The sequence below is a fragment of the Saccharopolyspora phatthalungensis genome, assembly GCF_014203395.1.
Classification (GTDB): domain Bacteria; phylum Actinomycetota; class Actinomycetes; order Mycobacteriales; family Pseudonocardiaceae; genus Saccharopolyspora; species Saccharopolyspora phatthalungensis.
Genome location: NZ_JACHIW010000001.1, coordinates 3,666,758 through 3,687,226 on the forward strand (window position 1 = coordinate 3,666,758; position 20,469 = coordinate 3,687,226).

21 protein-coding genes are annotated in these 20,469 nt (G+C 67.4%); 4 read left to right on the forward strand and 17 right to left on the reverse strand.

What is annotated here, in order from left to right; translation table 11 throughout:
• Positions 1-996 (forward strand): C40 family peptidase, encoded by a 996-nt coding sequence (locus tag BJ970_RS16965; RefSeq protein WP_184727154.1) that lies wholly within the window; start codon positions 1-3, stop codon positions 994-996.
• Positions 997-1,068: 72 nt separating this feature from the next.
• On the opposite strand, the gene BJ970_RS16970 is transcribed toward BJ970_RS16965, so the two are convergent.
• The 5 genes from BJ970_RS16970 to BJ970_RS16990 all read right to left on the reverse strand — a co-directional run bounded on the left by BJ970_RS16970 (position 1,069) and on the right by BJ970_RS16990 (position 5,628).
• Positions 1,069-1,539: a hypothetical protein gene (locus BJ970_RS16970; protein ID WP_184727155.1), complete on the reverse strand. Its 471-nt coding sequence runs from the start codon at positions 1,537-1,539 to the stop codon at positions 1,069-1,071.
• 323 nt (positions 1,540-1,862) lie between these two features.
• Positions 1,863-2,837 carry a hypothetical protein gene (locus tag BJ970_RS16975; RefSeq protein ID WP_184727156.1) on the reverse strand — a complete coding sequence of 325 codons (975 nt, stop codon included), beginning with the start codon at positions 2,835-2,837 and terminating at the stop codon, positions 1,863-1,865.
• Between the two features lie 251 nt (positions 2,838-3,088).
• Entirely contained in the window at positions 3,089-3,400 is a 312-nt protein-coding gene (locus tag BJ970_RS16980) for a hypothetical protein (RefSeq protein WP_184727157.1), read from the reverse strand.
• 424 nt (positions 3,401-3,824) lie between these two features.
• Positions 3,825-4,859, reverse strand: coding sequence for a hypothetical protein (locus BJ970_RS16985; protein WP_184727158.1), 1,035 nt, complete (start codon positions 4,857-4,859; stop codon positions 3,825-3,827).
• A gap of 478 nt (positions 4,860-5,337) precedes the next feature.
• Positions 5,338-5,628, reverse strand: a complete 291-nt coding sequence (locus BJ970_RS16990; protein WP_184727159.1) for a hypothetical protein — start codon at positions 5,626-5,628, stop codon at positions 5,338-5,340.
• 200 nt (positions 5,629-5,828) lie between these two features.
• Here BJ970_RS16990 and BJ970_RS16995 point away from each other — a divergent pair, with 200 nt between their 5' ends.
• Both BJ970_RS16995 and BJ970_RS17000 read left to right on the forward strand, forming a co-directional pair.
• Positions 5,829-6,143: a hypothetical protein gene (locus tag BJ970_RS16995; RefSeq protein ID WP_184727160.1), complete on the forward strand. Its 315-nt coding sequence runs from the start codon at positions 5,829-5,831 to the stop codon at positions 6,141-6,143.
• A 341-nt stretch (positions 6,144-6,484) separates the two neighbouring features.
• Positions 6,485-6,718, forward strand: a complete 234-nt coding sequence (locus tag BJ970_RS17000; protein ID WP_184727161.1) for a hypothetical protein — start codon at positions 6,485-6,487, stop codon at positions 6,716-6,718.
• Positions 6,719-7,356: 638 nt separating this feature from the next.
• Here BJ970_RS17000 and BJ970_RS17005 read toward each other — a convergent pair.
• The 4 genes from BJ970_RS17005 to BJ970_RS17020 form a co-directional block, all read right to left on the reverse strand.
• Entirely contained in the window at positions 7,357-7,716 is a 360-nt protein-coding gene (locus BJ970_RS17005) for a hypothetical protein (RefSeq protein WP_184727162.1), read from the reverse strand.
• A 534-nt stretch (positions 7,717-8,250) separates the two neighbouring features.
• The gene (locus tag BJ970_RS17010; RefSeq protein ID WP_184727163.1) at positions 8,251-9,438 is read right to left on the reverse strand and encodes a hypothetical protein; all 1,188 of its coding nucleotides are present in this window, start codon (positions 9,436-9,438) and stop codon (positions 8,251-8,253) included.
• The gene (locus BJ970_RS17015; protein WP_184727164.1) at positions 9,435-9,683 is read right to left on the reverse strand and encodes a hypothetical protein; all 249 of its coding nucleotides are present in this window, start codon (positions 9,681-9,683) and stop codon (positions 9,435-9,437) included. The genes BJ970_RS17010 and BJ970_RS17015 overlap by 4 nt, the downstream gene beginning before the upstream one ends.
• A gap of 43 nt (positions 9,684-9,726) precedes the next feature.
• Positions 9,727-10,059, reverse strand: a complete 333-nt coding sequence (locus BJ970_RS17020; protein ID WP_184727165.1) for a hypothetical protein — start codon at positions 10,057-10,059, stop codon at positions 9,727-9,729.
• 814 nt (positions 10,060-10,873) lie between these two features.
• Between BJ970_RS17020 and BJ970_RS17025 the strand changes: the two genes are divergently transcribed.
• Positions 10,874-11,377, forward strand: a complete 504-nt coding sequence (locus BJ970_RS17025; protein ID WP_184727166.1) for a winged helix-turn-helix transcriptional regulator — start codon at positions 10,874-10,876, stop codon at positions 11,375-11,377.
• Positions 11,378-11,414: 37 nt separating this feature from the next.
• On the opposite strand, the gene BJ970_RS17030 is transcribed toward BJ970_RS17025, so the two are convergent.
• The 8 genes from BJ970_RS17030 to BJ970_RS17070 all read right to left on the reverse strand — a co-directional run bounded on the left by BJ970_RS17030 (position 11,415) and on the right by BJ970_RS17070 (position 20,454).
• Entirely contained in the window at positions 11,415-14,564 is a 3,150-nt protein-coding gene (locus BJ970_RS17030; protein ID WP_184727167.1) for a LysM peptidoglycan-binding domain-containing protein, read from the reverse strand.
• Between the two features lie 20 nt (positions 14,565-14,584).
• Positions 14,585-15,601 (reverse strand): TadE/TadG family type IV pilus assembly protein, encoded by a 1,017-nt coding sequence (locus tag BJ970_RS39490; protein ID WP_312864282.1) that lies wholly within the window; start codon positions 15,599-15,601, stop codon positions 14,585-14,587.
• 9 nt (positions 15,602-15,610) lie between these two features.
• Complete coding sequence (locus tag BJ970_RS17045; protein ID WP_184727168.1) at positions 15,611-16,081, reverse strand: TadE family protein; 471 nt, start codon at positions 16,079-16,081, stop codon at positions 15,611-15,613.
• A gap of 1 nt (position 16,082) precedes the next feature.
• Positions 16,083-16,280, reverse strand: a complete 198-nt coding sequence (locus BJ970_RS17050; RefSeq protein WP_246470877.1) for a hypothetical protein — start codon at positions 16,278-16,280, stop codon at positions 16,083-16,085.
• A gap of 29 nt (positions 16,281-16,309) precedes the next feature.
• A complete protein-coding gene (locus BJ970_RS17055) occupies positions 16,310-17,203 on the reverse strand; it encodes a type II secretion system F family protein (protein ID WP_312864283.1) in 894 nt (297 codons plus the stop codon).
• Complete coding sequence (locus BJ970_RS17060; protein WP_312864284.1) at positions 17,200-18,126, reverse strand: type II secretion system F family protein; 927 nt, start codon at positions 18,124-18,126, stop codon at positions 17,200-17,202. The genes BJ970_RS17055 and BJ970_RS17060 overlap by 4 nt, the downstream gene beginning before the upstream one ends.
• A complete protein-coding gene (locus BJ970_RS17065; protein ID WP_376775123.1) occupies positions 18,114-19,478 on the reverse strand; it encodes a TadA family conjugal transfer-associated ATPase in 1,365 nt (454 codons plus the stop codon). Before BJ970_RS17065 ends, BJ970_RS17060 begins: the two co-directional genes overlap by 13 nt.
• Before the next feature lie 118 nt (positions 19,479-19,596).
• Positions 19,597-20,454, reverse strand: coding sequence for a CpaE/TadZ family protein (locus BJ970_RS17070; RefSeq protein ID WP_184727171.1), 858 nt, complete (start codon positions 20,452-20,454; stop codon positions 19,597-19,599).
• Positions 20,455-20,469 lie beyond the last annotated feature (15 nt).

Sequence of the window (20,469 nt, forward strand, 5' to 3'; positions counted from 1 at the left end):
ATGGGCAAGCTCATGGTCGCTGTACTCGGCGTCATCATCGGGTTTCCCCTCTTCCTCGCCGCCGGAATCACGGGAGCGTTCTCCGCGGTTTCCGACAACGGGTCCAGTGCGGGTATGAACTGCGTGCCGACCGGCGCCACGTCCGCAGGTGTGGCTGGATACGGTCCCGAGCAGATGGCCAACGCCGCCATCATCGTCGCGGTCGGCAAACAACTGAACGTTCCCGAAGAGGGCTGGGTGATCGCGATCGCCACCGCGATGCAGGAATCCGGTCTGCGTAATCTCGACCACGGCGACCGCGACAGTCTTGGGCTCTTCCAGCAACGACCCTCCCAAGGCTGGGGCAGCGCCGAACAGATCACCGACCCCACCTACGCCGCCACCCAGTTCTACCGGCACCTGCTCGCATTACCCGGGTGGCAACAGATGAGTGTCAACGACGCCGCGCAAGCCGTTCAACGATCCGGACTCCCCGACGCCTACGCACAACACGAGCCCGCCGCGCGGACCATCGTCGCCTCCGTCGGCGGCGCCGCCTGCGCCACCACCGACACCGGCGACTGCGACCACATCCAAGCACCCAACCCCGCCGCACTCGCCGCGATCAACTACGCCTGCGGGCAACGAGGATTGCCCTACGTCTGGGGCGGAAACGGGCCCGATGCCGGACACGCCGGATTCGATTGCAGCGGACTGACCGCGGCTGCCTACCAGGCAGCCGGAATCTCCCTACCCCGCAAAGCACAATGGCAATACGACACCGGACCGCTTCTGCCACCGGGCGCGCCCCTGCAACCCGGAGACCTCGTTTTTTACGGCACCCCAGGCAACATCCACCACGTCGGCCTCTACATCGGAAAAGGCCACATGATCAACGCGCCGGACTTCGGCCAGCCTGTCCAAGTCGACAACATTCATTGGGACGGAGATGACTACGCCGGAGCCACTCGCCCAACGGGATCGCCTGCAGCGCCTGCACTTTCCGCGCCAGCATGAGCATTTCGCTGACGGTCGCCGAGTGAACGGAATCGATGGATGGAGTCCACCGCGATCCGCTCTGGTGAACGATCAGGATTCCTCTTTGCGAGTGTCGGGGCCAAGAGGACCGCCATTGGGCAACGCGACTGGCCCGCCGTCAGGCCGTTCGAGCGGAGTACCGCAGTGGTCGCAGACTACCCAACCGGACTTGCGGCTCTCATCAGGCGGAAGGTGCGCGCCGCGCTGGGCGCACTCGTCCTGTTTCCGGTTGCTTTGCTCGTTGAAGTTGATGGCCATCTTGACCATCTCGTCGGCGACGATGAAGTAGCCGCCGTCCCGCCGCTCCCACATGCCCGCCGCTTCTAGCTCCACGGCTGCCGTAGTGGTCTCGGCCGCAATGGCGTTGAGGTAGTCATCGCTGACGAATCCGGGGCGGCCGTCCTTGATGCTGTTGATGATCGCGAAGCTGTGTAGCTGGAAGGTCGATCGACTGAGCGCGGGCATACCCTCGAACTCGATGAAGCTGGTGTCGTCCAGCTCTGCGTCGTCCGCGTCTGCCATAAACCGATCATCGCACGAGACAGCGCTCAGTTGGTCCGAAACACTCCGACTGCTGAGCGGACGCCCTTGTGCTGGTCGACGGCAGCATTCGTTCCGATTCGCCGAGTATCTACACTTCACCAGCTTGCTGGGCCGGGTGGAAAACCCGGCCCAGCATCGGAAAGTCCTCAGTCCTCCGTACACCGCCTGATTGTCCGCAAGAGCACTTACCAGGGGAGAGCGTGCAACACCGTGCCCAACGCGGACAACAGGGCGGTGCATGCTGCCATGTACTTGAGAACCAGCGTATGCCTGACACGACGCCGTGAACGGGGCATTCGCGCTCACCGCCTCCCCTGCTGCCGGGCGACGAACCGCTGCCCCAGCCGCCGGAGCTTGCGGGGCACCCGGTCCGGACCGAACGGCGCCGCATCGTGGGCTGACTGCAGCGCTTGTGCCCAGGTCAGGTCGGGGTTGTGCGCGTAGGTCAGCGCAACCACGTGTTCGGCCGGGGACAGCCCGTCCAGCACCCGGGTGATGCGAGAGTCAAACTCCTGCGAATGCGCGAGGACCAACTCTTCGGCGCGTGTAGGGCAGGCGACGGTATCCGCAAGCGTGGCGTGGTCCGGACGCGGATTGGCCAGCGACGTGTCCAAGGACACCACTCCACGAAGTCCAAGTTGCCGCTCGGTCTCCGGTCGCCACAAGGCGTGGCGTCGCTTGACCTGGCGCGTCAGCTCAGCGCACACCGCACCGTTGTCGTCGGGACTTACCGCCATCTGCCAGTCGTCGTCGAGCAAGACGTCCACGGTTGCCTCGATCTCGAATGGCGAATGCAGCTCGCGCCCAAGCCATTCCTGGGCAAATGTAGTAGCGATGCCGGGGATCTCCGCAGGATTCGAGGAGGTCAAGATGCTCTGCCGCGCCTGCATCGCCGCGTTCCAGACATGCTGAGCGACAGCCGCGGCGGGCCCGGAACCGAACTGGGCGACGGCAGCGCCATGGCGCAGATACAGCGCGGCGGCCAGCCCCGCCTCCGTCTTGCCCTCCCCCGTCGGGGCATCGACAAACACCAGAGGCAGTTCTTCGACCGGCGGCACCAGTACCGGGAGGAAGTACAACCTGGTGAAGCGGGACTCATGCTCGTCCGCACACGGCGACGTGGGGCCGTGTGAATCGACCGCATCGGCTGCGGCGCGCAGCCGCTTGAGCGTTTCCGCGAAAGCCCGTCGTGAGAATCGTTTGGCCTCCACCAGGGCGATGGGCGAGCCGTCACGCATGAGCACAATATCGGGGTGCACGCCCTTGACATCGTGCATGCTGGTCCACCCGTCGCTGTCGACCGAGTGGAGCTCTGGCCGAGCCTGGCTGCTCGATTCCGCCGGCTTCGCCTCCGCGTGACCGCACGGTACGGCCTCTTCGTTTGATGCCGCGGTGTCTTCGTGATCCATGCTCCTCCTCACCAGTAGGTAATGATCCCTCCACCTACTAGCCACGCAGCTGCACGGGACCGTCAAAAAACCTGCAGCGGCCAGCCGCCGAGCGGCTGGCCAACGAGCATGAGTGCTGATCACGGTTCCACGGAGAGATCGGGCAGCGCCGCGCGGATCCAGGGGGCGATGTGGTAAGGCCAGTCAGTGCCGCAGCGGGGCCAGTACCGCAGCAGCTGCCATTGGCGGTGGCGGGCGTACCACAGCCGGACGTCGACGCGGTCGTGGGCGTCGGGGCAGTGGAGCGGGGGCAGCAGTTGCAGGACGAGTGCGCCCTCGCGTGTGGAGCCCGGGCTGAGCTTGGGGTTCCAGATGCCGGTGAACGCGGCGAGCCCACCGCTGGGGGTGGCTTCGGCGGATTCGATGAGGATGCCGCCGTTGCTTCGGGGCATGCGCATGGGTGGTGGCGGCGCCACCGTGTGCGTCAGCCGGGTTGCGAAGGACCTCGCCCGCGCGGGGGCGGATGGTAGTGACGCGCAGCGCTGCGCTGGCGTTCCGCGATCGGTGATGGCACGGGGCATGCTGTGGCGTGACATCGGTAGCCGCCTTTCGCGATGAGCGGGCAGGGCTGACGTCGATGGACGCTCGCTACGGCGGGCGGTGTCAACGGTGCTCGAATCAGCTTGGCGAAAGGGGACCTGGATGGACGAAACCGTTTGCAGAGATCCGCTGCGCGAACCGACCGCTTGCCGTTTTCCTGAGCTGCGACACAGTATCCGCGGCGAGGACCCGCTCTGCGTGTCGGGCTAAGGCACGCTCTTCGACCGGATTCGTTGGCGCTCTCGATTCCTTGGTCACATCAGGATGTAGGGCTGGCTATGGCAGACCGACGTGAAAGTTTCTGGGTGCGGTCAGCTCGTCCATGCTGCTGAGCGCGGGTCCGTAGGGTTTTCCTTGACGGTGAAGAATCATTGCGTCCCAAACGATCTGTCTGAGAGCGGTCGGCACGAGAACGAGCCACCACGCGTGAGGATCGATGAGCTCTATGTCCAGTCGGGTCGGATATGCGTGGCCTTCCGTGGCTCCGAAAAGATCAATAGTTCGAGGCGTGACCCAGGCTCGGAATGCGAAGACTCGGAATGCGAAGGATGGGGTCGGTGTGAAGATCTCGAACTGAATCACCTCCGACGGGTCCCGTTGCCCTTTGGGTAGTGTCCATCGGGTCTCAAACGTGGCGACCCCGGGCTGTTCCTCCCAACTAAGTTTGGAATTGCGGTGACCGCGAATGAGTCCAAGGAGTACTGCGGCGACGGCCCGGTTTTGGATCGCAGACCGCAGGCTGGTCCGCACTTCAGAAGCGAAGGCCAGGTGCAGTTGCTCGTCCTCGATGAGTCGGCTCATGCTGGCCCCATCGAAGAAGTCGGTCGTTCGCTTGTATCCGGAGGTGCTGCCCGCAGCGGCGTCGAGGATCGGGTCCAACCTCTGGAGCATCGACCAAAGAACCCGCACTACGAACAGTGCATCCTCCTGAACGGGCAACCAATCGATAGACTCTCGGGTCCAGTTCAATTCCTGGAGGCGTCGGATGAACGCGATGCAGTCTGCCTCGTTGTTGGTTGGCAGGCTGGTCAGGGCGGCCCCGAGCCAGCGAGTGAGGCGAGGTAGATCGTTGGGGCCCACGGCCGCAAGCTCTGCAAGAGCATCTTCATGGCGCTGCACCTGTACCGCCTGGACGAACTCGCCGGAGCTGACCGCTCCAGTCTGTGCGCGCAGAGGAGCTTCACGGTCTTGTTTCCAGCTTTTCAAGGTCTCGACAGAGTACTTGTCCGGATGTTTCGTATCGACCAGCTCGTGGTGCTCTTTGCAGAGCAGTATGAGGTTGTCAAATGAGCGCCGTTCGTCATCGGTCATGGCAGGGTCGTAGCGATTTCCCCGATTAGCGTCGCGTATGTGCGCGATGTGAAATCTGTTAGCCGGTTCGTCCGGTATGCCCCGAAACGCGTCACCGACGAACCGGACGATCGGCTCTGAGCATCCGGGGAAGTAGCACCGCCCCTGCGAGCCGACGGCCAGCGCGGTTCGTGTCGCCCTCGAGTATTCACGGGGTCCTGCAGCCATGGCGGCAGCATCGCACAGGTGCCATACCGACTTGAAACAATGGTCAACAGGCACGACTGATGCCCGGCGCCTGCGACGCCGACAGCAGTTCCACCCATCGCCAGCGAACGTCAGCTCCGCCAACAAACGTGAAAAGGCTCCGCCAACTACGGCGATAATTACAACAACCGTCCACGCAAGACAGTCATCTTGTTATCGAAATCCCTTGCGTTACGAGGTAAAGGAAGCGTCCATATACGTGTAGCCCGCACCACCGGCAGCGCACCGGGGGCTACACCGCCCCCGGGGGCATGACCATCACCACCGCTTCACTTGTGAAGGAGAGGGTTGTCATGCCCAGGAAGAACAACAACGCCCGCAAGCAGACCAAGCCCCGCACCCTGCAGGCCGTCCCCGCCATCGGCCCGGACGCGCCGGGGCGAACCGAGGCCGAGGACAAGGTGTGGGCCGCGCTGTATGCCCACCCGGGCTCCACCACCGCCGAGGTGACTGAGGCCGCCAAGGTCGGACGGTCCACCGCCGGGAAGATCCTCGCCGCCTGGGCCAAGGACGGCACCGTCACCCGCACCTCCGGTATCGCCGAAGGCGGGCGCCGCCGACCGGTGGACGATCACCGACGCCACCGACACCACGACCTCGGAGGCGGGAACGTCCGACCAACCGCCGAGCACCGAGGAGGCAGCCAACCCCGCGGACGTCCTCGAGCCAGGACCCGACACCGAAACGACCGACGAGACCCCCACCGAGGACCCCGAGTCCAACGTGGATTCCGCCCCGATCCAGCCGGTCCCCGAGCTGCCCTCGGAGCCGGACACCGAGACGAGCAACATCTCCGCCGAACCGGCGCCGGCGAAGGCTGGCCGGTTGGGTAAGGGCGCGCTGCGCGGCATGGTCGAGGACTACCTGACCGAGCACGCGGACGAACACTTCAGCCCCAACGCAATCGGCAAAGCCCTGAACCGGTCCGCCGGTGCGGTGAACAACGCGCTAGAAAAGCTGGTAGCCGACGGCTACGCCATCAAGACCCACAACGCGCCCAAGCGCTTCGCCGCCAAACGCGACGAGCCCGCCAACTGAAGCCGCGCTACGAATGCGGCGGTGTGATGGTTTCCCAGCCGACGCCCGGCTGGGATACCACCACACCACTCGACCTGATCACCACCCGGACAGGGATAAATCCCGGAATGTCCGCCCCAGCAACGATAAGGGGACAGTCATGTACGTCACCGATCCGCCGTGTCCGAACTGCGGCCACCACGGCGTGACCGTGACCCGCCGCCTGGACGTCATCGGTCCCGTCAACCTGGCCGGGGTGGACATCAAATTCTCTGCACGGCAGACCTTGACGTGGCATTGCGACGAGTGCGGCGGCTACGGAACAGCGCATTCTGCAAGCAATATCCGCGAAGAGGTCAAGAATGGACAACACGCAGACGTCGCGGCTCGGCCGGTACCTTGACGGCCTGGTGGCACGGGCTCCCGCTCCGCCCCAGGACGTCCTTGCGAGGCCGATCACCGCCGCGGACGTGGCGGCGTACCCGGTGTACTTCATTCACGGCCCGGGCCGCGACATCGCGCAGAACACCTTGTGCGCCCACGATTACACCCTCGTCGACAGCTGCCCGGGCTGCGACGCGGACGACCCACCGTAGACACGCACCGCCGTAAACAGGCGGGCTCACGGCCGCAGCACATGTGCTGCGGCCGTGAGCGCCACTGCACCAGGCAACACGAGGGCGACGGCGTGCCATAGCCGTGTCCGAGCCACGCGCCCGGCGTCGAGGGCGGGGACCACCCGGTACTCAGGGATAGCGTCGTCGGGTTCGTGGCGGGCACTTCCCTCCAAACACATCGTCGATACCGCGGATAGGTCCTGGGGGAGCGGGTCAGTCAGGTGAGCGGACGGGCGTTTCGCGGTAGGCCGAGGCCCGCGGCATGCGTCGGGACCGTGCCCGATAAGAAACACCGCGTCCCATGGGCGGCGTGCCAGCGACAGCTGGGGCGCCCACCGTGATCCACATCCGTCCCGCGTCGAAGGCGTACACCCAGTCGGTGGTCGTGCTGTCACAGGCCACTGCCAGCCCGCGTCGGGGTGGTAGCCGTGCCCGAGGTCCTTGTCGGCCGGGCGCACGTCGAGCAGGTCGGGGTGCGTGAGGTGTGCCGCCGGAGGCGATCAGTGCGCACAATCCACAGTCGACGGTCCACAAGGGTGGCGGGATCGGCGCTGCTGGCCAGCGAGCCTGGCCAGCGGCGTCGGGGCCGCGCCCGTGGCAGGACGCGGCCCTCGTGGTCACCACCACCATCCGGCCAGGTTGGGGTCGGTGTCGATCACGGTGACGGTTCCGGGGCCGCGTCCGCGTTCGATCAGCCCGCGTTGCCCGCCTTGATCGAACGCCCACAGGGTGAAGGTGAATCGGCGATCGTCAGGAGCATCGGGGTTGGTCCAGTTGTGGGCGTCGATGATCGGTTGCGCGTAGTGGGTTATCACGCGGGACGCGGGCGTGTCGGGGTGCTCGCGGACTTCGTCGTCGGTCAGCCCGAACACCCACAGGGCGATCTCGCGGCGGGCGGGGTTGACCGCCGCGGAGTAGCGGGCGTGCGCCGGCAGGCCGCTGATTCCATCGGCGCCCCGCGCAGTGAGCTCGGCCATGATCCACACCGCGAGCTGCGGGAGGTCCAGCGTGGCGGTGTCGGCGTAGTTCTCGCCGTAGCGGGAGGGCCGCAGGTGTCACCTCGACCAGCGGGCGGCCGTCGGCCGCGTCGGCCGCGTCGGCGGGGTCGGTGACGGTGACGATGTTCCATGCCCCGGCCCGCCACAGCCACACCTGGCCTTGGTCGTAGGCGTAGGCCAGGCGGAAGCTCGGGGCGTAGGGCATGGGGCTGGCCGTGTCGCCGGGGAAGGTCCCGTCGAGGTGGGGGCTCTCGTCGTTGGCGAGGTGCTCCTGGTAGCGGGTACAGGCGTCACCGAACCCGCCCGCGCGCCACGCGGTCAGCAGATCGCCGACGCGGTGTTCGTAGTCGTCGGGGTTGGTGGCGGTCAACACGTCCCGCCCGATCGGCAGTGTGGCCACCACGTCCGGGGTCGGTTCGGCGTTCGTGTGCTCGGCCCGGGTTTCGAGGTAGACCGAGCCGAGCGCGGTGGCGTCGGGGCCGCGCCCGAGGAAGAACAATGCGCGGGCCATGATCACACCTGCCCGTCGGGTCGCAGTTCTAGCCGCACGGTCTGCTCGTGGCAGCGGTACAACGCGGCGGGGTCCAGCCAGGCGGTGTCGCGGTCGTCATCGGGGCGCAGCCCGATCTCGGTGGTGCCGTAGCGGGAGGGCTCGACGAACACGGTGCCGGTGCCGAGCGTGATCTCCTCGCCGGCGGTCGGGGTGGTCGGGGTGTGCCCGCGGGACCAGTCGCCAACGTGAAACGAGGGCCGGGTAGCCAGGATCACGGCCACAAGTCGCCCGCGTGTGCCGACCGGCGGGTCGTCGAACCGCACCGGGTCGAAGGTGTGATCATCGGGCGCGCGGTTGAGGTAGACGGTGCCGTACCGGTCGGTGCGGCGTTCGTCGGGATGCCAGTTCAGGACGCCGGTCCCGAGAACAATGTTATCCATTGTGGACCGCCTCTTCGCTGGGTGTCGGCCGCCTGTGTTTAGGCGGCGGGGTGTGTGGTGACGAGTGGCGGCGCAGCGCGCGAGTGCCGCAGCGAGCCGAGCAGGGTGGCCACGACGGCGTGGGGCGGTGTCGCCGATGGCAATCGGGCGCCAAGGAGGCCGGCGGCGTCGACGTGGCGGGGAGAGCCCGAGTTGCCCGTCGGGGCGGGACCATCGCGGGCCCCTTCCATGCGGCGGCGCGGTGTGTCGGGTGTTCGGCCGCCGGGTCAGGTGGTTGTGGAGGGCCCGCTGTGCGGGCAGTGCGGGTGGTGGCCGGGGGTCGCCGTGTTTTTCGGCTGACACGTGGTCGAAGCGCTTGTCGTTGTCCGGGTCGAGCCAGTCACCGAGGTCGGCTACCGTGGCGACGCGCGCCAGGGGAACGGTGCCGCCGCAGCCGGAGCATTCGTCCAGCAGCATCCATCCGTCGCCGAACGTGGCCTGGTCGGGAATGAACCGCCACGCGCGCCTGGTGTCGCGGTCGGTGACGGTGATCAGGTTCCCGGGGATTTGGCGAGCGAGGCCGTAGCGGCGGTCGGGGTCGTCGGTGACCGTGACGTGATTGACCGGCACTCCCAGCGCGGCGGCGATCGTGCGCGCCGTGGTCGCCCGGAGTGTCCATAGTGGCCAGTTGTGGTGACGGTGGTGGAAGGCGTCGCCGTCGGCCGTGCGGTAGCGGTGGGCGGCGTTGATCGTGCGTCCGGCAAGCCCTGGGGTGTTGGTGGTGGTCATCGCGACCACCCCACCGCGTCGGCGGCGCTGCCGGGCAGGTAGCCGACCTGCTCGCCTTCGACCAGCCACACCACCGGCTCCTCCGTCGGGGGCGTGCCGTCGCCTTCGGCGTCGGCTGGGGTTTCCACAACCGCGCCGATGCTGTATTCGAACGGCCACGCCGGTTGCGCGGCCCACCGAATCGGGGTGTCGTGGTCGTAGTCCTCCAGGGCGGCGAGCAAGTCGCCGACGGTCTCGATACCCATCCCAGACCTCCATAAAGCCACAATGGACAGAAGTGTTTGGTGGTCAGCGCTCCGCCGTCTGCGGCAGGTCACCGATGATCATCAGTGCTTGATCGATCAATTTCTCGACGAGGGGTGCCAGTTCCGCGACGATGTCGAGGCGCGGGTTGCTCGGCGAAGGGGTTTTCTCCCACCAGTTTTCCGGCGGTTCGAAGGCCAGATCGGTCCAGGTCATGTCGTCGGCGAGGACGTGCGCGACCGCGGAGCTTTGGTGCCGGTAGGAGTTGCGTTTCACTTTGGCGCGTACCGTCCGCCCGCTGGGGGTCCGCACGGTTTGCGCGTAGAGGTAGGTGTTGTTGTCGCCGCCGATGGTCTCGTCGATGATCGTGGGATTCATGCCGTTCCTTCGTGTCGTAGGGCATAGCTCGCGCCGGGTAGGGAATTTGTTTTTCTGGTTTCCCGGTGACAATTCAAAGGTAGCTCTGGCGCGCGACGAAGCCAATAGGTGTGCGCGGCGATTTTCAAGACTCTTTTCGCGGTGGCATTCCAGCGCGATTTCCGGTGAATTGAAGACCGTCCGTACGGTCGCATTTCTGCGTCATTTCGCAATGAATGTTCAGGTCGGCGATCGGGCGTCGTCGCCGGCCAGAATCCTCAAAGGGAGGGCCGGGGCGAAGAACAAAGTGCCTGAGTTCAGGAGGCAAGCAAGACGGAAGACGTACGATGCCGACACGGCAGTCAGCACGGGCACGTAGACCTACACCAACCGCCCTGGTCACGCCCCGGCCCGATGTGATTCCCCGCTTGTGGCCAAGCGAGTCTGGGATGCCTGCGGATCCCCTTGCAGCGGGGGCTGTGCGGCGGCTTGCCCGCTGCTGGGGGCGGTCCTCTGGGCGCTACCCCCTGTTGATCCCCCTGGTGATCCGCTGTATGAACCCCCGACGGAAGTCGCCATAGGCGCACTTGATCTCTGTTGTAAACACTCTCTGTAATGGTGTCGTTGCGCTTGGAATATTCGTGAAATGGTTGCGCCATTTGGCGTAGCCTGGCGGCTCGATGTCTCGTGCGAGGGGAGGTTGGGGCCGATGGTGTGACCATCTCAAGCGGGCCCGATCGCCCGGTACGGCCACAGGGGCTGGTGGCGCGTTACCTGACGCTGGGGTCACCGACGTGGCGGGGAGAGCGCCACGGACGCGAGAGGGGGAGGACGTATGCCCGTAGGAGACGAAACATATCTGCGGGATCTGTACAACCTGAGTTATCTGTTCGGTGATAAATGGGTGAAGGCCATCATGATTCTCTTGGTGGATGGCCCGCAGCGACGCGTTGACATCCTTTCCAAGATTCGAGTGCACCCCGTTGCTGATGAATGGTCGGATAAGCACGATGTCCTGCACGATAGCATTCTGACGCGCACGCTGAAAAAGATGACGGCAGAGGGTTTGTTGATCCGCGAGGAGACGACGGACACTTTTCCGCATCGGGTGTATTACTCGTTGGCGCCCGCGGCTGTGGAGTTTTTGAAAGCGGCGGAACCTGCCGTGGAGTGGGCCCGTCGCCATCCTGAGCTGATCGCACGGGCCCAGGCATATCGCCGGACGAATGGTGATGTGGAGGACCTGCCCAGCACTCCCGAATCGGACGCGGCCACGAGGGGACGCCAGGCCGACGACGGTGCCAGTGGAGTATCCGACCCCGACGAGGACGCGAGCTGACCCGCGAAACCACCGAGGTGACGTTGGTGGCGGAGGGTTAACTCGCCGCGGCCGTTCCACGGCGATGTTCTCCCTCCTGCCTGCGGTGGCCTTCGCTGGGGGGCGGGTCGGTGCGGTGTTGCAGCCGTGCAGCGAGATCGAGGGCTTGCGCGGTGGGCTTGTCACCGACCTCAGCCATCCGGGCCGACAGCAGGGCGAGGGTGCGGGGAATGGCGTCGTGGCGGTCGAGCCGCTCCTGCAGGCGCATGATGTCGCGGTAGAGCAGCTCGTTGTGGGGGTCGAATTCCCGCGCGGTTTCTAGCAGATCGAGCGTGTATTCCGGGTCGGTGTTCACGTGGGCTCGGGCCAGTGCGGCGACGGCGTCGATCGCGTCGCGGCGGGCGGCTTCACGGGCGGCGTCGATCCATTCCGTGTCCATCCCGTCGGCCAGTTTTCCCCCGTAGTTGGTCACGATGCGCTGGTAGGCGATGATCCGCTCGTCGTCGGTGGCGGCTGCCCGCCGTGCGGCCACGGCGGTGTGGAAGTGCCAGTAGTCGACGTCGACAAGCGCAGGGTCAAGTTGGTAGCGGCTTTCTCCGATGATGGTGATGTCGGACAGGGCACCGTCGGTGGCCTCGCGGACGCAGCGGCGTAGCCGTGACAGCGCGGTGTTGAGGGCGTTGGTGGGCCGCTCCGGCGGGTTGTCTTCCCACAGCGCGGTCACGAGTGCGTCGCGGTGCACTCCGTCGGGGTGCACCGCGAGGAACACGAGCAGCTCGCGTTGCCGGGGCGGAAACGCGCTGGTGACATCGCGTGCCGAGCTGTTCTCGTCCCGGGGATCGTGGCGCCAGCGCACGTGCGGGGAACCCAACACGGTCAGCGCGATCGGCGTGACGGGGCGATCGTCGAGGCCGGGTTCCCGCTCGGGCTCCTCGGCGACGTGCCCAGCTGGCGAGGTGGTCTCGGCGTGCACGTGAGCGCGGTTCGGGTGTTGGTCGCCCGAACTGCGGTCGGGTGGTGAGGTTGTGGTTTCAGAGTGCCAGGCAGGGTCGGTCACCGGACGTGCTCGAGTGATGTCTGGCTGCTCCGCGTCGCTGATCGCGGTGACTTCCAACTCGGTGTTGTCGGGGACCTCGTAGCCGGTTGTGGTGGTTTCGGGCGTGTTCGGGTTGCCTACGGCAGCCGCGGTATTCGACGATGCGCGTGCGTTCTCCGGTCCGTCGGCTGTCGATGGTGGAGTGTCTGGTTGGGCTTGGCGGAGGAGATCCAGCAGGTCGGTGGTGGCGGCTTCGGGCAGCCGGAACACGCGGGTGCCGCGCAGTGCTTCGCCCGGGCCGGGGCTGGTGGCCGTGACGGTGCCATCAGCGCGGATGTAGGTGGTGACCCCGGGTCGCCATTGGCCCAGCAGGATTGCGACGACTCCGAGAGGGGCTCCGTTGTCCAGCACGGCCTGCAGCCGCTGCGTGTTCTGGTCTGGAGGGCGAGCGACGAGGGCCACGACTGGCCACGCCTGTTGTCGGGAGGGTTCGTTTTCGCGGGTGCGGCGCAGGATCTCGGCTTCCAGTTCGTCGAGTGCGGTGTCCAGGTCGGCCACGACCCGCAATGTGGTGGGCAATTCGCTGCGCGTGGCCTCCGGGCCCAGCAGGAGTGCGAGATCGCCAGCCGGGACGATCACCGTGGCACCGGACCGTACTTGGCGTGGGGCTCGTCCGGCGGGTGGGTGTTCGGTGGCCAGCATCGCGAGCAGGAGCGCGCGGGCCGCGGCGGGCGCACCCGCCCCGAGGAGTCCCAGACCCTGTGCGGACGCGAGATCGAGAGCGATGTCGCGCCCGTCGCGCACGCCGATCCCCGCTGCGGTGTCCACAGTGGCGTGCACACTGCTGGGATCTGTGCTCGGTGCGGGTGCGCCGACGACGAGCGGGCGCGCAGCGCCACGCCGACCATGGTTGCCGCTTTCGTCGGGGTCACGGTTCCCGTCGGTGTCGTCGTGTTCGGCGCGCAGGTGCGCCAGCCGCAGCTGGTAGACCACCGGGGCCACGGGGAGGTCGTCGTCGCGGCGGCCACTGCCAGGCTGGTAGGTACGGCGAGAGCGTCGGCGGGCCATCACCAGGGCGGCGCTGACCGCCGCGGCCAGGCCCAGGCCGACGAACACCTCCGGCCCCCAGGCGATGCCCGGATCACGGCGCGGGCGGGCGTCGGTGGGCAGGTCCGGTGCAGCCGGGCTGGCAGGAGGGGCGTGCTGCTCGCTCGACGGTGGGGAAGGGCTGGTGGACGGTACGGGCGTCGACGACGGCGAAGGAGGCGTCGAGGTCGGTGGGGGCGGTGGTGGCACCGGCAGCGTCGAGGCTGTCCCGTCCTGATCACCACTGCGTGGAGGGGACGTTTCGGGTGTGGTCGTGGGCGGCAGAGCCAGCTCCTCGCCGGGAAAGATCAGATTCGGGTTGGTGAACCTGCCGCCGCCCGGTTGGAGTTTTCCCTTGTTCAGCTCGAAGATCTCGGGCCAGCGGATGCCGTCGCCGAGCGTGCGCGCCGCGATGCGAGACAACGAGTCATGGATGCCGCCCTCCGGTGCACGCACGATCACGGTCTCCACTGTGGACGCCGGGATCTCGGCGGAACGGTGAACAATTGCTGCAGCGCTGGGAGTGCGGCCGGCTGTCGTGATCGGCTGGATACGTGGCACAGCCGTGTTCCATGTGGGGGCGGTCGCGACGACCGCGCTGCTGCCGCTGGTGCCCTCGGGCATCCCGGTGGCTGCGGCAGTGAGGCTGCGGTTGCCCAACAGGGATGCGACGAGGACGCCGATGAGGATCGCGGCCACGGCATGCACCGGCCCGCCTGCGTGCAGCTCGGGCCATCGCAGGCCCTGCAGGGCTGCGAGGGTGCAGTGGGCGACGTCGATGACGAACGCGGCCCAGGTGATCCAGCACAGGCACGCCAGCACATCCAGGAGGAACGTGGTGGTCATGGGGCCGAGCAACACCGCTTGCACCTCGACCCAGTCGGGGAGGTGATCGGGCAGGGGCCAGCCGATGTAGTGCCATAACGCCCACGGCAACCCGGCCAGCAGCGCACCCAGCACCGTCGAGGCGAGCACGCCCTGAAGCACGCGGCCGACGATCCTGGCTGTCGCCACGGCGGCCCGCCACACGGGATGTCGCGTGCCGGAGCGGCGGCGTTGCCGGTGGCGTGTGCTGGAGGTGTTCATGGCATGGCTCTTTCTCGTTCTTACGGTTCGATGTCCTCCACCCCGCGCTGTGGGTGCGCGCTTCCGCTGCCGTGCACCGGCAGCGACGAAATCCCCACCAGGCCCAGAAGTTGGGTGCGATGAGTGCTGGTGACGGTGACCATCACGGTGTCTCCGGATACCGAGACCGTGCCGGTCGTGCCCACCTGAGCGAGGTAGCTTTGGGCCTCGGCGACGGCGTGGTCCGGAACCAGCTGCACCGTGCCGGTGGCGCGGTAGGCGTTGAGATCGAGAGCTTGGGCGCCGGCGCGCGCGGCGGCTTCGGCCTGGCCACCTGCGCGGACTTTCGCCGCCAGCGCGAGACCGCCGTCCAAGGTCAGCCCGGCCATGGCGACGATCGCGACCACCAGTGTCACGACGAACGCCGAGACCCGGCCCTCCTCGGTGCCCCACCACTGTCGCCGCCCTCGCAGCCAGGAGCACACCCTGCCGGTGCAGGAGGGCGGTGCGTGTCGGGTCATGAGCTGCTCCCCACCGCTGTTGGTCGAGACCGAGCGCCAGACGTCCACGGGTTCGCTTGCGGTGGCGGACAACTCTTTCTGCCCGGGCACGCCGAGGATCAGGGCATCGCTGAAGTTGACCGTGCACGTCACGGTCACCGTGATGGCACCTCCGGCCACCAGGCCGGAGGTGTCGGTTTCCACTCCCAGCGACTCGCACACCACGCCCGCGGTTGACAGGGTGCTGCTGGCGGTGGCCTGCGCGGCGGTGACGGCGGCGGGTGCGGAGCGTTCGATACTGGCCGCGCGGGCGGCCTGGTGCGCGGCGTCGTCCAGCCGTACCCGCGCATCGACACCGCGGTGGATGACGACCGCGACGAACACCAGCAACATGACCAAAAACGGCGTGAGGAGAGTGACTTCCGCGGCCACGGAGCCGCGATCGTCCCGCCACCACGTGCCCCACTTACCCTGTCGATCGCCGCGTCGCTGGTTGCGCCACTCTGGGGCGTCGTAGGCGCGTATTCGGCGGTTCCGCGGCGGTGTCGTGGCTGTCATGGTTGCGGCTCACCTCCCGCTGGCGGCAACGTTGGGTCTGAATCTCTCCACGGGCCCTGCGGCTTCGGCATGGACTGGCAAAGCGAGCAATGGGATCACCGCGGAGGCGTCACCGGTCACGCGAATCGAGGCGGCATCGGTATCACGTGTGGCCGCGATGTGGGTGTTGGTCAGCGGGCCACGGCCGAGCTGATCGAGCACCTGCTGGGTTTGTGCGCTGCCGTCGGCCGCCGTGCCGGCTTGTACCCGTGCGGCAGCCAATCCCTGCGAGGCAGCGGCTTGGGCGATGTGGGTGGCGTGCGACCACAGCGCGAATTGCACGATTGCCAGCAGCATGATCAGTAACAATGGGGTGGCGATCACGAGCTCGACGCTGACCGAGCCACGATCCCCACGCAGCGCCTGCCACAGCCGAGACACACGCGAGGTGGCTGGCCGTGAACGGTGGCGGGCTGGTCGAGCCTGGGACCGGGGGATCATGTCACATTCCGAGGTTGATCTCGTTCGCCTTGGACACGGCCTTGGCCACCAAAATCCCGACGACTACCAGAGCAGCCGCGATCAGCACCGCCGTCACGACGACCGTTTCGGTTGTGTATCCCGCGTCGGGGTGGCGGCGCAGCTCGTCGATCCTGGCTCGCACCGTGCCGAACAAAAGGTTCAGGTAGGTCCACATCATCTTCTTGCCTCTTCTCCTGTGCAGGCGCATCACAGTCCATTGAGGACTTGAGTAAGTGCCGGAAAGCCGATGAATACGAGGAATCCTAGGAACAAGGCCACCACTGGTAGGGACATGCGTTCGGTGGCTGCCTGGGCTTCGGCTTCGGCGTCGGTGATCTGGTGGGTTCGCAGTGCTGCGGCCTTTGCCGCCAACGACGCGCGGACCTTGGCGCCTTCGGTACCGGCCAACGACACGGAGGCGGCGAGTTCGGATAGCTCGGTGACATCGAGCTCGTCGCCGAGTCGCCGCAGCGTGGCCCAGGGCGTGGTGCGCGTCAGCCGCGCGGTGGCTAGGGCACGCTGGATCTGTGCGAAAGCCCAGCCGCGGCCAACGGCGACAGAGTCGCCGAGTGCGCTGTCCACTCCGGCGCCGCCGGCCAGGGTGATCCACACCAGATCGAGGTAGGCCGACAGCGCATGCCGGAATCCGGTACGCAGCTTCGCCGCTTCGGAGCGGGCGCGCAGATCAGGGAGGAGGAATCCGAGTCCGGCCAGCACGAGCCCGGCGATTACCGGTACCTCCAGGCCCAGCCAGACCCCGCCGAGAGCCAACACCACTTGCAGTGCCGCGGGTAGGAGCAGCCCGATCAGCGCACCCGTGGCCTTATCCGCCAGGTGCGTGGAGATCGGACGGCCCAGCACCGCCAGGTCCCGGCGCAGCCGAGCACCGGGCAACCCGAGTGCCCGCAAGGGGGTGACGAACGGGCGGCCCAGCCGCGCCGCCCAGCCTTCGGCGCCGGTCGCCAGGATCGGCGGAGGCGCCACCGGCCTGGTCGCTCGGGCCAACACCTCACCCAATGCGGGGCGGGGCGGGAACAGCCACACGCTCAGCGACCACAACCCAACCCCGAGCCCCATTCCCAGCAGCAGCCTGATGATCACGGCGACACCTGCCTTCCCGAGACCTCCTCCCGCTCATCGCCAGCAGCGCCCGGCGCCGCTGTCAAGAACCGCGTTGGCTCGGACACGGTGGCGATGCGGGCCAGCCAGGCGAAGCCCAACGCGAATAGCCCGCCGACGGCCAGCAGCATCAACTGCCCGGTGGTCGAGTCGTAGGCGGCCAGGTAGGGGCGGTTGAGCACGACGATCCCGACGGCGAACGCGCAGGTGGTACCGACGATGACCCGCACTGAGGTGCGGGTGCGGGCACGACCGGCCTCCACCCGCATCCGCATCGACGCCTGGTCCCGCGCCGCCTTGGCCAGGGACCCGAGAAGATCGCCGAGCTGGCGGGCTCGTTGCTCGGAGGCCAGCACCAGCGAGGCGATCACCAAGTCACCAGTGGGATCGGCCAGGTGGCCGGCCAGTGCGCGCAGCGACGGCGCCAGGCGTTCGCCGTTTTCCAGCCGTGCGGCGAGTTCGGTGATCTCAGGCCGGATCGCCGCGGGTGACAGGGGTGCGGTGGCGAGAATCGCCTGCTCCAAACCGGCTGCGGAGGCGAGGGTGTCGCGCAGCATTTCCGTCCACGTCGCGATCGCCTCGATCCGGGCGATGCGCCGGGCGTGCTCCGGATCCCGCCCCAGCACGCGCGGCACGGCCCAGCACGCCAACCCGGCCAACAGCGCGCCGACGACCCATCCGGTCACGACTCCTGTCAGGAGGCCGATCGTCACGGAGGCGGCCACACGCAGCAGGAGCCGTTGATGGTCGCGGTTGCCGCGGTGCCAGCGCGCGAACCTTCGGGGCCGGTGCGCCTTCACGCCTCGCCACCCGGTGATCATCAGCAGCAGGCCCACGCCGATACCGAGTCCGCACACGGCGGCCACCACCGTGGTGCCGTTGATCGCCGGTGTCATCGCGGCCACCACCCTTCGGGGGCCTCGAGCAGGTCCGGGTCAAAGCCGGCGTCGATGAGGTCGTCGAGGGTTTCGGTGCGCAGCGCCCCGGCCACCGGCAGCGCGCGGCGGTCCGGTCCGGGCCGGTAGACCTCGTTGGAGATGACCTGCGCTCCGTCGGCGCCGACGACTTCGCGGATGGAGGAGACCACTCTGGTGGTGCGGTCGGTGGCTTTGGCCAGGTGCACTACGAAATGCACCGCGGAGGCAACCAAGAGGTTTGTCGCCTCCACCGGAAGACGTTCGGTGCCTTGGGCGGCGTAGGAGGCCAGGCGGGTGAACGCGATCCGCGAGGACGAGGCATGCAGGGTAGCCATCGACCCGTCGTTGCCCTGGGACATGGCGTTGCACATCGGGATCACTTCGGGTCCGCGGATCTCGCCGACAATGACCCGGTCCGGACTCATACGCAGGCCCCAGCGGACGAGTTCGGCCTGGGAAATCGCGCCCTCGCCTTCGACGTTGGCCTCGCGGGCCTGGAAGGCGGTGATGTCCGCGTGCAGTTCCGGGTCGATCTCCAGGCCGAGTTCGAAGGCGTCCTCGATGGTCACCAAACGCTCCATCGGATCCATCTCCGAGGCCAACGCTCGCAGCATGGTGGTCTTGCCGATCCCGGTACCGCCGGTGATGAGAATGTTCTTGCGTGCCCGCACCAACGCCCGTAGGAACTGCTCCAACCCGGGGTCGATGGTGCCCTGGGCGCGCAGCTGGGACAGAGTCACGGTGAGGTAGGCGTGCCGGCGGATCGACAGCGACGTCATTCCGCCCGAGGTCAACCCCATCACCGCGAACAACCGCTCCCCGCCAGGAAGTTGCAGATTCACCGCGGGAGAACCCCGGTCGAACCGCCGCTCTTCCGACGACGCCCTCGCAGCCAGCATCCGCACGAGGTCGGTCAATTCCTCATTCGAGGCGGCGATCGGCGCCACCTGCGCGCGGCGTCCGTCGTTGTACTGGACGAAGACCCGGTCGAATCGGTTGGCGTTGATGGTCTCCACCCTCGGGTCATCCAACAACGGCTGCAGACCCGCCATGCCGAAGACCTCGTTGATCACTTCGCTGATCGCTTGCTGCTCGACGTCTTTGGGCGCGAGCATGCGGTTGGCCATCAACTCGGTTTCGCTGTGCGAGCGCACCGCCTCGTCGAGGATCGCCCGCGCCAACTCGCGACGCCCCTCACGGGTGGCCGCCGCGCCGGTGCGTCGTTGCTGGGCGTCCACGGCATTCGGGAGTTCGGTGGCCAGCGCGTCCCGGAGATGCTGCCGCAACCGGGCCAGTGCCGCCGCCTCGGGCATCTCGCTATCCCCACCGGACGGGCCCATGGCCGAGGCAGCCGCGGCGCCATGCGGCCAGGACTCCTGCCCTGCGTCGGAGGGCGTCGTGCGCTGCCCACCCGACTGCGGCTGGCGTGGGGGCAGTGGGATCGGTGGCGGATAGCCGTTATTCGGATAAGTCATGCGTGCCTCCCGTTCGCGACGTGTCCTCCGGTGCCGGCGTGTTCGGCGGCGGCGTGATCGATGACTCGGCTCGGTGTCCGTTCGGCGTCTCGGGTGGGTTGGCATCGCTTGCAACCGCTCGCAAAATCGGCACGGGACTCGGTGCTCCGATGTGGCGTGTGGGCGAGTGTCCAAGCACTGCCTGCGCTACACCGCGGGCGGTGCGGCCCAGTGCGGAGCGCGACGGGCCGCGGCGTCGGCCGCGGCGACCGCACAACACCGCCGCGCCGCGACGGTCCTCGGGAATCCGGCCCATTGCTGGAACACCCAGCTCACGGGAGACCTCGGCGGTCGAGTAGCCCTCGCCGACCAGCAACAGCCCAGGGCGAGCCGACCATCGGCTCACCGTGTTCAGGCGGGTGGCGACGTGCGCCAAGTCGTCGGCGTGTGCCCTGCTCAACACCAGCAGCACGTCCGCCGACCGCACAATCGGCAGCACCACAGACCCGGGGTCAACCCGCCCGCAGTCGGCGATCACCACCGTGTCTGGTGCTCCTGCTGCGAGCTGCAGCACGCCCTCGTCTGCGCGTCCAGGGGCCAGTGCCGCTAATGCGGCTCGCGCGTGGTCCGCGCCCGGTGGTGCGGCTACCACCGGCAAGCCGCCCGGCAGCGGCTGCGTGTGCTGCCACAGCAATCCCGCCTCGATGGTGCGGCGTGCCGCCGCGGCCAGGCTTACCAACCCGGGCGAGGAGGGCAACGAGAACCGGGTCGCGATGTCCCCGCCGGAGGGGTCGCACTCGATGAGCACACACCGCGCTTCGCCGGGCCAGCGCGCCGCCATCGCGACCGAGAAGGTCGTCACCCCAGGGGATCCCTT

What these genes read in the sequence shown, in the direction of transcription:
- BJ970_RS16965 (WP_184727154.1), top strand. Translation starts at nt 1, where the DNA reads ATGGGCAAGCTCATGGTCGCTGTACTCGGCGTCATCATCGGGTTTCCC.
- BJ970_RS16970 (WP_184727155.1), bottom strand. Translation starts at nt 1,539, where the DNA reads ATGGCAGACGCGGACGACGCAGAGCTGGACGACACCAGCTTCATCGAG.
- BJ970_RS16975 (WP_184727156.1), bottom strand. Translation starts at nt 2,837, where the DNA reads ATGCACGATGTCAAGGGCGTGCACCCCGATATTGTGCTCATGCGTGAC.
- BJ970_RS16980 (WP_184727157.1), bottom strand. Translation starts at nt 3,400, where the DNA reads ATGCCCCGAAGCAACGGCGGCATCCTCATCGAATCCGCCGAAGCCACC.
- BJ970_RS16985 (WP_184727158.1), bottom strand. Translation starts at nt 4,859, where the DNA reads ATGACCGATGACGAACGGCGCTCATTTGACAACCTCATACTGCTCTGC.
- BJ970_RS17000 (WP_184727161.1), top strand. Translation starts at nt 6,485, where the DNA reads ATGGACAACACGCAGACGTCGCGGCTCGGCCGGTACCTTGACGGCCTG.
- BJ970_RS17005 (WP_184727162.1), bottom strand. Translation starts at nt 7,716, where the DNA reads ATGGCCGAGCTCACTGCGCGGGGCGCCGATGGAATCAGCGGCCTGCCG.
- BJ970_RS17010 (WP_184727163.1), bottom strand. Translation starts at nt 9,438, where the DNA reads ATGACCACCACCAACACCCCAGGGCTTGCCGGACGCACGATCAACGCC.
- BJ970_RS17015 (WP_184727164.1), bottom strand. Translation starts at nt 9,683, where the DNA reads ATGGGTATCGAGACCGTCGGCGACTTGCTCGCCGCCCTGGAGGACTAC.
- BJ970_RS17020 (WP_184727165.1), bottom strand. Translation starts at nt 10,059, where the DNA reads ATGAATCCCACGATCATCGACGAGACCATCGGCGGCGACAACAACACC.
- BJ970_RS17025 (WP_184727166.1), top strand. Translation starts at nt 10,874, where the DNA reads ATGCCCGTAGGAGACGAAACATATCTGCGGGATCTGTACAACCTGAGT.
- BJ970_RS17030 (WP_184727167.1), bottom strand. Translation starts at nt 14,564, where the DNA reads ATGAACACCTCCAGCACACGCCACCGGCAACGCCGCCGCTCCGGCACG.
- BJ970_RS39490 (WP_312864282.1), bottom strand. Translation starts at nt 15,601, where the DNA reads ATGACAGCCACGACACCGCCGCGGAACCGCCGAATACGCGCCTACGAC.
- BJ970_RS17045 (WP_184727168.1), bottom strand. Translation starts at nt 16,081, where the DNA reads ATGATCCCCCGGTCCCAGGCTCGACCAGCCCGCCACCGTTCACGGCCA.
- BJ970_RS17050 (WP_246470877.1), bottom strand. Translation starts at nt 16,280, where the DNA reads ATGATGTGGACCTACCTGAACCTTTTGTTCGGCACGGTGCGAGCCAGG.
- BJ970_RS17065 (WP_376775123.1), bottom strand. Translation starts at nt 19,478, where the DNA reads ATGGGCCCGTCCGGTGGGGATAGCGAGATGCCCGAGGCGGCGGCACTG.